This window comes from Sodalis sp. C49 (assembly GCF_046352915.1).
Classification (GTDB): domain Bacteria; phylum Pseudomonadota; class Gammaproteobacteria; order Enterobacterales; family Enterobacteriaceae; genus Acerihabitans.
Map to the genome: position 1 here is coordinate 1,442,017 of NZ_CP163303.1, position 13,647 is coordinate 1,455,663.

At 58.7% G+C, this 13,647-nt stretch carries 11 protein-coding genes; 7 read left to right on the forward strand and 4 right to left on the reverse strand.

Translation table 11 applies throughout. The annotated features are described in order from the left end of the window. Positions 1-52: 52 nt before the first annotated feature. A complete protein-coding gene (locus ABUK12_RS06460) occupies positions 53-847 on the reverse strand; it encodes an amino acid ABC transporter substrate-binding protein (RefSeq protein WP_410015496.1) in 795 nt (264 codons plus the stop codon). A gap of 167 nt (positions 848-1,014) precedes the next feature. Between ABUK12_RS06460 and ABUK12_RS06465 the strand changes: the two genes are divergently transcribed. The 3 genes from ABUK12_RS06465 to ABUK12_RS06475 are packed head-to-tail and all read left to right on the forward strand — an operon-like array spanning position 1,015 to position 4,706. After that, entirely contained in the window at positions 1,015-2,091 is a 1,077-nt protein-coding gene (locus ABUK12_RS06465; protein ID WP_410015497.1) for an iron-containing alcohol dehydrogenase family protein, read from the forward strand. A 51-nt stretch (positions 2,092-2,142) separates the two neighbouring features. Continuing rightward, entirely contained in the window at positions 2,143-3,450 is a 1,308-nt protein-coding gene (locus ABUK12_RS06470; protein WP_410015498.1) for an LLM class flavin-dependent oxidoreductase, read from the forward strand. A gap of 50 nt (positions 3,451-3,500) precedes the next feature. Next, on the forward strand, positions 3,501-4,706 hold the full coding sequence (locus ABUK12_RS06475; protein WP_410015499.1) for an aminotransferase class I/II-fold pyridoxal phosphate-dependent enzyme: 1,206 nt from the start codon (positions 3,501-3,503) through the stop codon (positions 4,704-4,706). A 245-nt stretch (positions 4,707-4,951) separates the two neighbouring features. Here the strand turns inward: ABUK12_RS06475 and ABUK12_RS06480 are convergent, their stop codons facing one another. The 3 genes from ABUK12_RS06480 to ABUK12_RS06490 all read right to left on the reverse strand — a co-directional run bounded on the left by ABUK12_RS06480 (position 4,952) and on the right by ABUK12_RS06490 (position 9,837). Next, positions 4,952-8,041, reverse strand: a complete 3,090-nt coding sequence (locus ABUK12_RS06480) for an efflux RND transporter permease subunit (protein ID WP_410015500.1) — start codon at positions 8,039-8,041, stop codon at positions 4,952-4,954. Continuing rightward, positions 8,038-9,147, reverse strand: a complete 1,110-nt coding sequence (locus ABUK12_RS06485; RefSeq protein ID WP_410015501.1) for an efflux RND transporter periplasmic adaptor subunit — start codon at positions 9,145-9,147, stop codon at positions 8,038-8,040. Before ABUK12_RS06485 ends, ABUK12_RS06480 begins: the two co-directional genes overlap by 4 nt. Positions 9,148-9,222: 75 nt before the next feature. Continuing rightward, positions 9,223-9,837 (reverse strand): TetR/AcrR family transcriptional regulator, encoded by a 615-nt coding sequence (locus ABUK12_RS06490; protein WP_410015502.1) that lies wholly within the window; start codon positions 9,835-9,837, stop codon positions 9,223-9,225. Positions 9,838-9,926: 89 nt separating this feature from the next. Between ABUK12_RS06490 and ABUK12_RS06495 the strand changes: the two genes are divergently transcribed. The 4 genes from ABUK12_RS06495 to ABUK12_RS06510 all read left to right on the forward strand — a co-directional run bounded on the left by ABUK12_RS06495 (position 9,927) and on the right by ABUK12_RS06510 (position 13,521). Further along, positions 9,927-11,384: an efflux transporter outer membrane subunit gene (locus ABUK12_RS06495; protein ID WP_410015503.1), complete on the forward strand. Its 1,458-nt coding sequence runs from the start codon at positions 9,927-9,929 to the stop codon at positions 11,382-11,384. Between the two features lie 103 nt (positions 11,385-11,487). Continuing rightward, a complete protein-coding gene (locus tag ABUK12_RS06500; RefSeq protein ID WP_410015504.1) occupies positions 11,488-11,973 on the forward strand; it encodes an NAD(P)-binding domain-containing protein in 486 nt (161 codons plus the stop codon). A gap of 147 nt (positions 11,974-12,120) precedes the next feature. Next, entirely contained in the window at positions 12,121-12,549 is a 429-nt protein-coding gene (locus ABUK12_RS06505) for an SDR family NAD(P)-dependent oxidoreductase (RefSeq protein WP_410015505.1), read from the forward strand. 87 nt (positions 12,550-12,636) lie between these two features. Beyond that, positions 12,637-13,521 (forward strand): LysR substrate-binding domain-containing protein, encoded by an 885-nt coding sequence (locus ABUK12_RS06510; RefSeq protein ID WP_410015506.1) that lies wholly within the window; start codon positions 12,637-12,639, stop codon positions 13,519-13,521. Positions 13,522-13,647: the final 126 nt, after the last annotated feature.

Genomic DNA, 13,647 nt, shown 5'->3' on the forward strand with positions numbered 1-13,647 from the left:
CCGGGGAGCCGGTGGCGCATTAGCCTGGGATATAATCCTAAGGAATGTGGCGTTATTTCACCTGGCTCAAATCGTCGCCGAAATACTTTTCCGACAGCGCCTTCAACCGGCCGTCCTGGCGCATTTTATCCAGTTCTTGGTTATACAGGCCCAGCAGCCGATCGCCTTGCGGCGTTTTGGCAAACGGGAAGCTGACGCCTTCGTCCGTCAGCGCCGGGCCCACTAGCTTCAGCGGCAGCTGATGCTTGTTGATTTCTGCCAGCAGCACCGGCTTGGAGTTAACATAGCCCTGCACCCGGTTATTCAGCGTATCGCTCATGGCGCCGTCGCGGGTTTCATAAGTACGTATTACAATGCTATTGTCCGGGAACGCCGCGCGCAGGTTGGTAATATGATTCGACCCCAGCACCCCGGCCACCGTCTTGCCCTTCAGGTCGTCCAGCGAGTTGATATCTTTATTCTGCGTGCTGGTGACGATCTGCGACGAGTAGGTCAGGTAGGAAGTGGAAAAATTATATTTTTCCTGGCGTTTGGCCGTTACCACGAAATTATTGGCGATGCTATCCAGCTTGCCTGCTTCCAATTGTCCCAGCAGGCCGCTGAAATCGGCCGTGGTCCAGACGACTTTATAGCCCAGGTCGTGCGCGATGGTTTCCGCCACTTCCACATCGTAGCCCACCAGTTTATCGTTTTCTTTATAGGAACTGGGGAAACTTTGTCCCGTGGCGCCGATGCGGATCACCTTATCCTGCCCCGCCGAACCCGAATTATCGCAGCCTATCAGCATAGTAACCACGCCCATAACCAGCGCCAGCGCGGCCCATCGCGTATTAAAAGCCATTTTCATTGTCCTGTATGAAGAATGGCCGGGAATATACCATGTCGCGCCGGGCGCTTTTATATTCACCCGCTATAAGTTATATCTTCTAATAAGGTTACAAATGAGTGAGGAGATTTTATTATTTCTTGCTGACTTATGGTAAGCACTCCTAAGAAATCGACTAAGGTAATACCGTGCTCGCAATTAAATCGCCCCAAACCTATTACTCCCGACCGGGACTGTGCGCCGGTGTGGGCGGCCTTATCGCGCCCTTTGCCGACCGGGTCGCCATCATTACCAGCCCGCGCGCCTGGCAGGCGGTGGCGTCGCAGGTCGCCGCCAGTCTTGAGGCCAGCGGCATCGGTTATGACGTGAGTTATCTGCAAGGCGAATGTACCCGGGCTGCTGTGGCTGAACATCAGGCGCGGCTGGCCGGGCAGCCGGCGCCGTTTGTGATTGGCATCGGCGGCGGACGCGTGCTGGACTGCGCGAAAGCGGTGGCGGACGGCCTGGAGGGCGGCAATGTCGCCACCATGCCCACCATCGCCGCGACCTGCGCGGCCTGGTCCCCGATCAGTATTATGTATAACGAACGCGGCGGCCATGAAGGAACCCTGGCACTTAAACGCATGCCGGCGCTGGTGCTGGTGGACAGCGAAATCATCGCGCGCAGCGATGTGCGTTACCTCAAAGCCGGCATTGTCGACGCGTTGGCCAAATGGTATGAATTCCAGCCCTACCAGGCGAAAAACGGTGACAGCCTGGCGCTCAATTTTAAAATCCACGCGGCGGCCTTTGCGCGCGATATCTTTAACACCTGGGGCGAGCAGGCGTTGGCGGCCAACGCCCGCCAACAGGTAACGCCCGCGCTGCAAAAAGTGATCGACGCCAATATCGCCGGGGCAGGCCTGGCCAACAGCATGCGCGACGACAGCCCGTCGCCGGGAGTTGCTCATGCCATTCACAACCGGATGACCCATCTGCCGGAACTGCACGGATGGTTGCACGGCGAAAAAGTCGGGTTCGGCCTGCTGGTGCAATCCTTGCTGGCGCGGGGCAACGACGGGCCGGATGCCGAACTGCTGACACAACTGCGCCGCTATGACGCGCCGCTGCATCTTATCCCCCTGGGCGATCGTCTTACCGAAGCGGCGCGCTATATTGCCGCCAGTTTTAAGTTTCCGTCCGCCAGCGCGGCGTTGTTGCCCTTTTCGCTTGCGCCCGCGGCCATCGAACGGGCTGTTATCACCGCCGCCGACCAGACGTTCTGACGAGGGCGGCCGGCGGATACGCCGGCCGAACCTGACCTTACAGGAGTGTGTATGTCATCTCAACTTTCCCCGCCGCGTCAACTGAGGCTGGGACTGTTTGTCCAGCCGCTTGGCCATCATGTCGGCGGCTGGCGCGCCACCGGCGACCTTGGTTCGCCCACGGATATCGCCTGGTTGACGCGCATCGCGCGTAAGGCCGAAGACGCCAAATTTGACCTGTTTTTTGTCGGTGACGCGCTGGCCACCAGCGTACACCGCCTGCCGTCCACCATGGCGCGGCTGGAGCCGCTGACGCTGCTGGCCGCCCTGGCGGTCTCCACCCGTCATATCGGTCTGGCGGCTACCGCCTCCACCACTTTCAGCGATCCCTTTACGCTGGCCCGCGCATTTTCATCACTGGATCATATCAGCCGGGGCCGGATCGCCTGGAACGTGGTGACCTCGTATTCCACTGATGTGGCGCGCAACTTCAGCCGGGAAGATATGCCCGACCACGCGACGCGCTACGCCCGTGCGCGTGAATTCCTCGAGGTAGCCTTTAAGCTGTGGAACGGCTGGCGGGATGGGGCGGTGGTGGCCGATCGGGCCAGCGGCCGCTATTTCGACGACGACAAGATCCAGCCGATCAACCATCACGGCGAACATTTTTCGGTGCAGGGACCGCTGAACATTTCCCGCTCCCCCCAGGGGCGGCCGGTGATTATTGAAGCCGGGTCCTCGGCCGATGGCCAGACGCTGGCGGCGCAGACCGCCGAGGTGGTGTTCACCGCCAGCGCCTCCCTGGAGGAAGGACGGGCGTTTTATCGCAGCCAGAAACAGGCGGTGGCGGCCGCCGGACGCGATCCCAAAGCAGTGCTGATCTTGCCGGGGGTGATGCCGATCGTCGGCCGCAGCCGTGAGGAGGCCCGGGAAACCTGGCGTCAGCTTAACGCGCTGGTGGATATCGACAACGGGCTTGACCAGCTCTCCGCCCGCTTTGGTCTGGATCTGCGCGCCTACCCGCTGGACGGGCCGGTACCGCCGGTGCCGGACGGCGAGGGAAATCAAAGTCGCATCAAGCTGTTGACCGATTTGGCGGCGCGCGATGGCTTGACCCTGCGCGAGCTGGCGGCGGTGGCCGCCGGTTCCCGTGGACACCGGGTGGTGGTGGGCTGCGCCGGGGATATCGCCGACGACTTCCAGCAGTGGCTGGAGGCGGACGCGGCGGACGGCTTTAACGTGATGCCCGCGATCATGCCGGAACAGCTGGATCTGTTTATTGAACTGGTGATCCCGGAACTTCAGCGCCGCGGATTGTTCCGTACCGCCTACCCTTTCGCCACTCTGCGCGAGAACCTGGGGCTACCGGCGGCGACCTGAGCGCGGCCCAAGAGCCCCGCCCGTAAAGAACGTTTTTCAGAGGAACCACAATGAGTATCCAACTTTCGCGCCGTGTCCAGCGGGTGACCCTCTCCGCCAACGCCGCCGCCAAGCAACGTACCAATGAATTAAAAAGCGCCGGGGTGGATATCCTTGACCTGACAACCGGCGAACCGGATTTCGATACTCCCGACGCCATCAAGCAGGCGGCTTACCGGGCCATCGCCAAAGGTGAAACCAAATACACCGCCACCCCCGGGGTGCGCGCACTGCGGGAAGCCGTTGTGCGCAAGCTGGCGCGGGAAAACCGGCTGATCTATCCCCTGGCGGAAGTGGTTATCGCCAACGGCGCCAAGCAAATCATTTTCAACGCATTCGCCGCCACCCTGGATGATGGGGATGACGTGCTGGTACCTACCCCATACTGGCCCACCTTCCCCGACAGCGTGCGTTTTAACGGTGGCGAGCCGCGTTTCCTGCCCTGCCCTTTGGAGCAGGGCTACAAGCTGCTGCCGGCGCAGCTGGAACAGGCCATCGGGCCGCGTACCCGCTGGCTGGTGCTGAATACCCCGGGCAATCCCAGCGGCGCGGTCTATACCCACCAGGAGCTGGAGGCGCTGGCGGCGGTGCTGCGCCGCCATCCCCAGGTACTGGTGATGCTGGATGAACTGTACGAACATATCCTGTTCGACGGCCGCCGGCATATCGGGCTGCTGAACGTCGCGCCGGATTTGCGCGACCGCGCGCTGCTGGTGGGCGGCGTGTCGAAAACCTATGCCATGACCGGCTGGCGCATCGGCTACGGCGCCGGTCCGGCCACGTTGACGCAGGCCATGGTGGTCACCCAGTCGCAGATCTCCTCGGGCGCCAGCTCGGTGAGCCAGGCGGCGGCCCTGGCGGCGTTTGAAGGCGGCCTGGATTTCCTGCCGCCGCAGGTGGCCAGCTATCAGCGGCGCCGGGATACGCTGGTGGAATATCTTAGCGCCGTGGATGGACTGGAACTGCTGCCGCCCCAAGGCAGTTTTTTTGTATTTTGCCGTTGCGCGGGGTTGTTGGGACAACGGCGACCGGACGGCCGCCGGCTGGAAAACGAGGCGGATGTGCTTGATTACCTGCTGGAGCGCGGCGTATCAGGCATTGGCGGCAGCGCTTATGGTTTGTCACCTTATTTCCGCCTTTCCATCGCCACCGATGATGCCACCGTTGCCGAGGCGGGGCGCCGTATAGCCGCCGCCTGCGCCGCGCTTAAAAGCTAAGCCCTGCTACCCAGGCCTCCATCGCGTCGTTACAGGGCGGCCTTAACGCCACTCTCCGGCCCGTCGCCCCGTCCGGCCCACCTGCCGCGCGAAGAGCGCTGCCTGGGGCCGCACGAGCCGGCCTGTCCGCCTGCGGCGGCACATCAAGCCGCTGGTTTTCTTGCGTTCTTTGAGGAAAATAAACCGCTTAGATCCTCATAATTTTATCTATTGCCCGTCGTGCCAGCGGCCCCATGCAGTCGGTATTACGTCGTAGATTTGTTTTCAGCGGACGCCTGTTGATCGGGACGTATTCTGAACCAGATGGTATACATTGCGGGCAGGAAGACCAGCGTGATAATGGTGCCGCCAAGCGTCCCGCCAATCAGGGTATACGCCAGCGTTCCCCAGAACACCGAGTGCGTCAGGGGTATAAACGCCAGAATGGCCGCCATCGCCGTCAGCAATACCGGTCGGGCTCGCTGCACCGTCGCCTCGACTACCGCATGGAATGGCGCCAGTCCTTCCTGCTCGTTGTGATGGATCTGCCCTATCAGGATCAGGGTGTTACGCATCAGGATGCCCGACAGCGCGATCAACCCCACGAGCGCATTGATGCCAAAAGGCTGGTTGAAGAGCAGCAACGTTGGCACCACCCCAATCAGCCCCAGGGGCGCGGTGAGAAATACCATCACCATTGCCGACATTGACCGCACCTGCAGGATAATAATCAACAGCGTCATGGCCATCATGATAGGGAACAACGGCGCCATCGCTTTGGTGGCTTTGCCTGATTCTTCTATCGGGCCGGCCTGCTCTATCCGGTATCCTGCCGGAAGCGTAGCGATGACAGGCTGCAATGCCTTCATGATTACCGTGGAGACATCCGGCGGCTGCAGGTTTTCAGCAATATCCCCCCGTACGGTAATGGTCGGGGTACGATCACGACGACGCAGAATGGGATCTTCCATTTGCACGTCCACATGCCCAATCTGAGACAATGGGATACGCTGACCTGATGACCCCACCAGGGTAAAACCGGCTATTTTTGCCGGATCGAGCCTTATATCTCCTGCCGCACGTCCCATAACCTGCACCGAACGGATATCTTCACGCACCGACGTGATGGGTACGCCGGAGAGCAGGAACTGAAGCTGCTGAGCAACGGCATTTGATGTCAGCCCTACCGCCTGAAGACGGTCCTGATTGAGCGTAAAATGCAGCGTCGGCACCCGCGGCCCCCAGTCGGTGTTGACGGTCCTCATCATCGGGCTGGCCTGCATCACCCTTTCCACCTGGTCTGCGATTTCGCGCAGTGTGGCGGGATCAGGCCCCATGACACGGTAAGCTACCGGATAAGGTGAATACGGACCGAACACCAGCTGAGTCACGCGCACGCGCGCCGCAGGAGCCAACCCGCCGGCGGCCGCGTCACGGAGTCGAAACTTGAGCGTCTCACGTGCTTCCTGACTGTCCGTCAGCACGACAATTTTCGCAAATGAGGGGTCAGGGAGCTCGGGCGCCATGGCCAGATAAAAACGCGGCGAACCCTGCCCTATGTAGGACGTAACGATTTTTGCCTCTTTCTGTTTTTTCAGCCAGCTTTCGATTTTCGCCGTTGCGGCACTGGTCTGCTCAATAGAGGTGCCATAAGGCATCTGCACTTCTACCAGCACCTCCGGTCGATCAGAGGTGGGAAAGAATTGTTTTTTTACCAGCCCCATACCGAGGATAGCGACAGTAAAGACGGCGATAACGGTACCAGCCACGAGCCATTTTCGCGCGATGACGCGGGTCAGCACGCGGCGAAAGCGGTTGTAATGGCGCGTGTCGTAGATGGCCGCGTGTCCGCCCTCGACCGTTTTGATTTCTGGCAGCATTTTCACGCCCAGATAAGGCGTAAAGACTACCGCCACCACCCAGGAAGCAATCAGGGCGATACCCACTATCCAGAACATATTGCTGGTGTATTCCCCCGCGGTGGACTGCGCAAACCCATTGGGCATAAACCCGACGGCCGTGACCAGCGTGCCGGCAAGCATGGGGGCGGCCGTATGGCTCCAGGCATAGGCCGAAGCTTTGATGCGGTCGTAGCCCTCCTCCATCTTCACCACCATCATTTCGATGGCGATGATGGCATCATCCACCAGTAATCCCAGCGCCAGGATCAGGGAACCCAGCGTAATACGGTCAAAGTTTTTGCCGGAAGCCTCCATCACCACAAAAACCGCAGCCAGCGTCAGCGGCACCGCAGCGGCGACCACCACCCCCACCCGCCAGCCCATGCTGACGAAACAGACCACCATCACCACGAGCAGCGCGACAAAGAATTTGATCATGAACTCGTCAACGGCGGAGCTGATGTTGACTGACTGATCGGTAACTTTCGTCAGCGTCATGCCCAGCGGCATGCCCTCATTGATTTTAGCCGTTTCCGCATCCAGCGCCTTGCCCAGATCCAGCCCGTTCCACCCCTCACGCATAACGATACCCAGCAGTAGGGCCGGCTCGCCCTGGTTTCTGACCATAAAGGTCGCCGGATCTTCGTAGCCCCGTTCAACGGTTGCCACGTCCGAAAGCTGCAGCGTCCTGCCCTGAACGACGATGGGCGTTTTGCGGATTTTCTCCAGTTTGTCAAAGGCGCCATCCAGACGGATAAAGACCTGCGGTCCGCTGGTGTCAATGGAACCGGCTGGCGTCAGTACGTTCTGGCTGTTAAGGGCGGCGAAAATATCCTGAGGAGAAATGCCCAGCGTAGCCAGGCGGTCATGCGAGAAGGAGACAAAGATGCGCTCGGCCTGCTCGCCAATAATATTGACCTTCTTAACCCCCGGCACATGCAGAAGCCGCTGGCGCAACGATTCCGCATCGCGGACCAGCAGCCGCTGCGGCTCCCCTTTCGCCTTCAGCGCAAAGAGTGCGAAGGTCACGTCGGAAAATTCATCATTGACCATCGGCCCGATGACGCCTGCCGGCAGGTTCTTTGTTTCATCACCGAGCTTCTTACGCGCCTGATAAAATTCTTCCTGAACCTGTGAAGGCGGCGTGCTGTCCTGCAGCGACAGCATGGTAAACGCCAGGCCCGGACGCGTGTAAGTCTCACTACGGTCATACCACTTGAGCTCCTGCATACGTTTTTCAAGCGGTTCGGCTACCTGATCCTGCATTTCCTGCGCTGTGGCACCCGGCCAGGCGGAAATAATCGTCATCTGTTTTACGGTAAACGGGGGATCTTCCGCCCGCCCCAGTGCAAAGAACGACAGAATACCGGCGATCGTAATGAGGATAATCAGGAATAAGGTAATGGATCGCTCGCGAACGGCCAGCGCCGAGAGATTAAAGCGCCCGCTACTCATGGCTTACTCCCCGCAACGCTGTCATCGCCTTGCTGCGCCGTGCGTACGGTTTCACCGTCATGCAGCAAGTGCGCCCCCAGAGCGACCACCTGTTCACCCGGCTTAAGACTCCCGGTCACCCTTGCAGCGTCATCCCCAAGGCCGAGCACCTGAACCGGTCGCCAGGACACCCTTGCGGGCTGACCGGAAATGCCCCAGACGCCCGGCCCTTTACCAGGATCATAGAGTGCCGCTAAGGGCACCTGCATGACCTGCAGCGTTGTTTTGTCTTCGGCAATGTGAAGCGTCACGGTAGACCCCAGCGGGGCATTAGCCAGCGCGCCCTCCAGCACATATCTCGCCTCAAAGGTGCGCGTCACCGGGTCAGCCGCATCGGAAAGAAGGCGAAGTTTTGCCGCAACCTGCTGATTACCGGTGCCGTAGAGCGTTGCCTGAGCCTCGCTGCCCGGCGCAGGTCTTAGCGTCTCAGGTAACTGTACGATGGCCTCGCGCTGGCCCGCCCTGGCCAGCCGGATGACAGGCTGCCCGGCGCTGACCACCTGACCCGGTTCAGCCAGCGTATCCATGACCACTCCATCGGCGTCGGCCAGCAGCACGGCATAGCCCGTCGCGTTTTGCGCCACATTAGCCTGAGCCTGAGCAGCGCTGAGTTCAGCTTTAGCCGTATCTGCCGCGGCCTTTATCTGATCGTAGGCCGATGCGGAAACGGCACCGGCAGCGACCAGACCACGGTAACGGGCTGCGTCATCAGCAGTTTGTCTGGCGCGCGCGCGCGCCGCCGCGACAGCCTGTTGCTGCGCCTGGGCCTGCAGGCCCAGGTCCACGGGATCCAGACGCATCAGCGGCTGACCGCGTTTAACGGCCTGACCGGTATCCACCAGACGTTCGAGAATTTTTCCCTGTACCCTGAAGCCGAGATCGCTTTGAATACGGGCGACAACAACGCCGGTGAATGCGCGGGAGACGTCGACAGCGCTCACCACGGTCGCAGCCCTGACCAGAGGAGGCTGAGTACGTGGATCGTCGGTGCCGGTAGTGTCGCCGCATGCCGCCAGGGCAAGCGGCAGCAGGCAAACAGCTAAGGTGGCGGGTTTAAGCCTGAGCATGGGTTCCCTTAATGAAGTCAACTGGACAGTAACCTCATTCTCAGACTAGTGACTAATAATGTCAATAGTCACAATCTAGGGCGATAGGCTTCTCAGTATGAGTGAGGACAAAAGTGCAGCGGCCGCCGGGGCCGTCTCCAGGTTGTATTGCAGTTGTACCGGACTGATATAAGGTCGCATGACCAGATATATGGCATGGGTAGCCTCATCGAGCGGCGTTTTCCGCTCAAATTCGCCCGTAAGCCGCCCTTCCTGAATGATCTGTTGAATGAGTTGCCGCAAACGTTCTTCATGTATTTGAGCGGAAGGCCATTTATCCTGCGCTGCCACAGCCGCGATGTCATAAAGCTTGCGATCGTGAAAAAATAAATCGCTGCCAGCTTCAGTGAGCGCCCTGAACAGGCGCCTTAACTTTTCGGATGCCGTCGGCGCCCCGGCGATCGCTGAATTGACAATCGCCATGATCATGTCCAGCCGGTTAGAGCAGATCACCTCGCCGATTGCCTGCTTGGAATCAAAAAACTTATAAATATAAGCCTTTGAAAAACCAATTGCTTTAGCCAGGTCTGACACGGTGGTTTTCTCATAGCCGAAATGCCCGAAGTGCTCCGTGGCGGCTTCCACGACCTGATCCCGAACGCTGTGGTCCGAAGGTCCCCGTGGGGGATGTACCGTTGTGTGTTTTGTCATTTTTCCAGCTTAGCTCAATAGCCCCCGATTGACAACACGTGACCATTTGGTAATGTAGTCACAATACAAAATTGACTCAAGGCTTACCAATGTTCCTCCTGCGTACTCTTGCCCTGGCGGTAAGTACCGGCTTACTGGCAGGTTGTGCCGTCGGGCCGGATTATCATCGTCCCGATGCACCGCTTTCAAAGCAATATCTTTCTCAGCCCGCCGTGACGCAGAGAGAGGTATCCCGCCCCGCCAGTTTTGCTGTCTGGTGGGAAGGTTTTAACGACCCCCGGTTAAGTACGTTCGTGTCTGACGCGCTCGCCCAGAATCTCGATCTCGCTCAGGCAACGGCCAGAATGGCACAGGCCCGCGCCGGGCTTGGCGCGGCAACCGCTGCCCTCCTGCCGTCCGGTAACATCAGCGGACAGGCCGCGCGGGCGTATCAGTCGGTCGAAACGCCGCTGGGCCAGGTCCTCAGCTCAACGCCGGATTATAATCGCTACGGCAACAGCTATGAAACCGATTTGAATGCCAGCTGGGAGATTGACATTTTCGGGGGACTGCGGCGCGAACGCCAGGCGGCACTGGCTGATTATCAGGCCTCCGAGGCGGGCGTTACCGCGGCCCGCCTTGCCGTTGCGGCCCAGACTGCTGATATCTATATCACCCTGCGCGGGTTACAGGCCCGGCTGGCCATCGCGAATAAGCGGATCAGTACGCAGCAGGCGCTGCTGGAGAAAGTACAACTGCTCCACAATAAAGGACTGGCTCCCGAGTATCAGGTTCGCCAGACCGAAGGGGCACTGGCACAGGTGCAGGCCACCGTGCCGGTTCTGCGGACAGGCATCGATGCCGCGATGAATGCATTAGACGTTATGCTTGGCACCCCGCCCGGCACCCATCGCACCCAGTTGGCTACGCAGGAGGCCATCCCGCAGGCCCCGCAGATCACCGCAACGGGCACACCTGCCGACCTGCTGCGCCGCAGACCCGATATTATCGTGGCGGAGCGCCATCTGGCGGCCTCCAATGCACGTATAGGCGCCGCCGTCAGCGAGTATTACCCGACGTTTTCTCTCAGCGCATTACTCGGCAGCGCGACGGCGGTTTCCGGCGACAATCTGTTCTCCAGCGGCGCCAGCCAGTCGGCAGGAATACTGGGACTACGCTGGCGGCTCTTCGACTTTGGCCGTATCAACGCCCAGATAGACCAGGCGAAAGGCCAGGAAGCGGAGGCGCTCGCCGCCTACCGTCTTTCGGTGTTACGCGCCACTGAAGATGTTGAAAATGCCTTCTCCGCTCTGGTCAACCATGAAACGCAGACCGCCTTGCTGATGAGCGGTGAAAACGCCCTGGCAAGCGCTCGCCAGTCGTCTTTTATCGCCTACCAGCAAGGGACGGCGAGTCTGATTGATGTTCTCCATGATGATGAAACTCTGCTGCAGGCTTCCGACACCCGTGCGCAGGCTCAGACTGAGTCTGCCCGCGCCGCTGTCGCCGCGTTCAGGGCGCTCGGAGGAGGCTGGCAGCCGCCAGCAACCCAAACTGAGACGCCATGAGATGCAGCCTATTTTCAGGGACCCGAGTGCATTTACCGCCGCAGATGTGGCCCACTTTTACCGCTGATAACACAGCGGAAAGATACTGATAGCCGGGGGCGTCATGAGCAGGATAGGGATTCTTGGTGTAGATGCGTTATCCGAAAAAATAATAACAGCATTATTTCTGGCCGTGCCCGACCTGCAGGTATTTCTCTCGCCCGGAAACGGTGAGCGGGCTCAAAGGCTGGCACGGGCATTCCCATGCTGGACATTGGACGATCATCAGGCGGTAACTGATGAAGTTGAAATCATCATTCTCAGCGTTGCCCCCCACGCCTTAGCGGATATGGCAAACCGGCTGAAAATGCGCAGTACACAGACATTAATTTCTCTGGTACCGGATGTTTCCTGTCAGACCCTGCGCGCTTTGTTCCGGCACTCTGACTGCGTCAGGATAAGGCTGGCTTATGGCGAAGAAATCGATAAACCGATAGTGTTCCTGACAAACGCCAGTGAAAAAACACAGCGTTTTTGTTCCCTGCTGGGCCAGGCCTGCGTAATGACTAACGATGCGGAATTTGATTTTTTGGCCGGTATCCAGCCGTAGATGACCAGTGAGGGATAGGTAGGGTTTCACGGCAATGACAAAGTACAGCCTTTATCAAAGAAAATAACACCGGCCAATGACGTAACCGTACGCGGTGAACGCAACAGCTTCCGGCACACCTTACACGACACAACTTGAGTGATTAATATGACAACCATCAATAAGGAATGGGTACTTATTACCGGAGCCTCTGGCGGATTTGGTGAAGAGTGTGCGCGTCAGTTTGCCGCTCAGGGAAAATCGCTCATTCTGGTGGCACGGCGACTGACTAAGCTTGAATCTATGGCACAGGAATTACGCGAAAGTGACAAAATTAAAGTGATCGTTGAACAGGTAGATCTATCCGATATGTTTGCTATCAGCGATCTGCACAGTCGATTAAAGCAACGAAATATTGTGGTTGATACTCTTATTAATAATGCTGGCCAAGGTTTACAGGGCAGCTTTCGGGATCAACCACTCAATGAGACGCTGGACATGATTAATCTGGATATCGTGAGTGTGACTGCCCTGCGGCGTTGTAATCAGATAGCAGAACACGAAAACAGAGTCAGTAGTGCAACATTAGTTAGTTAATTATGTTCTTTGACATCTTTTACCTTACCCGACGACAATCTCCCCGGGCGGATTGCAACCCGCGAAAAACAATGGCCGATCCTGAACATGACGAATACTGAAAATCTGGATATTGAATTGTTACGAACCTTTGTCGCGGTGGCCGATTTACAAACCTTTTCCCGGGCGGGTACCCAGGTCGGCCGTACCCAGGGGGCCGTCACCCAGCAAATGCAGCGGCTGGAAACGCTGGTGGGCACCACCTTGTTTCAAAAAGAAGGGCGCAATAAGCAGCTCACCCAGCAGGGCCGGCAATTATTAAGCTACGCCCGGGATCTGTTGATCCTCAACGATGACGCCTTCCGATCGCTGAAAGACAGCCGTTTTTCCGGCGTGCTGCGCATCGGCTCCCCGCACGATGTATCGGAAACGCTGCTGCCCCCGCTGTTAAGCCATATTGCCCGCTGGGCGCCGAAGCTGAGTTTGCAACTGGACGTCGGGCGCAGTCCGTTTTTAATGGAAGCGCTGCACCGGGGCGAAATCGACATGACCATTTCCACCCGGCTGGACCCGGCGCTGGACGGGATTTTGCTGCGCACCTCCCCCACCGTCTGGGTGTGCGCCGCCCAGTATGTGCATGTGCCGCAGGAGCCGCTGCCGCTGGTGCTGGCGGATTATCCCAGCATTTTTCGCCGGGTGGCGGTGGAGGCGCTGGATGCGGCCCAGGTGCGCTGGCACCAGGCTTACACCACCTCCAATTTGCTGGGCATCAAGGCGGCAATCAAAGCGCGGCTGGGCATCACCGCGCGCAGCATCGAGATGCTGGACGGCGATATGCGCGTACTCGGCGAAGGGGATGGTTTGCCGCGCTTGCCGGACACGCAGTTTTATCTGTGGTGCCGGCCGGGCAGCGGTAATACCCTGGTGCGGCAAGCATTCGACGTGCTGGCCAACAGCCTGTCGGGGCAAAAACGGCTGCATGCCAACCGTTAAAGGAATGGTTAAGGGAAATAAATTTATCTATTAGCATTCCGGATGTATATCCGTCATGATCGCTCAAAACGATTTTATTTTTATTTATTAAAAACAGAATGTTATTAAGTCCTCTCTGCATTGCTG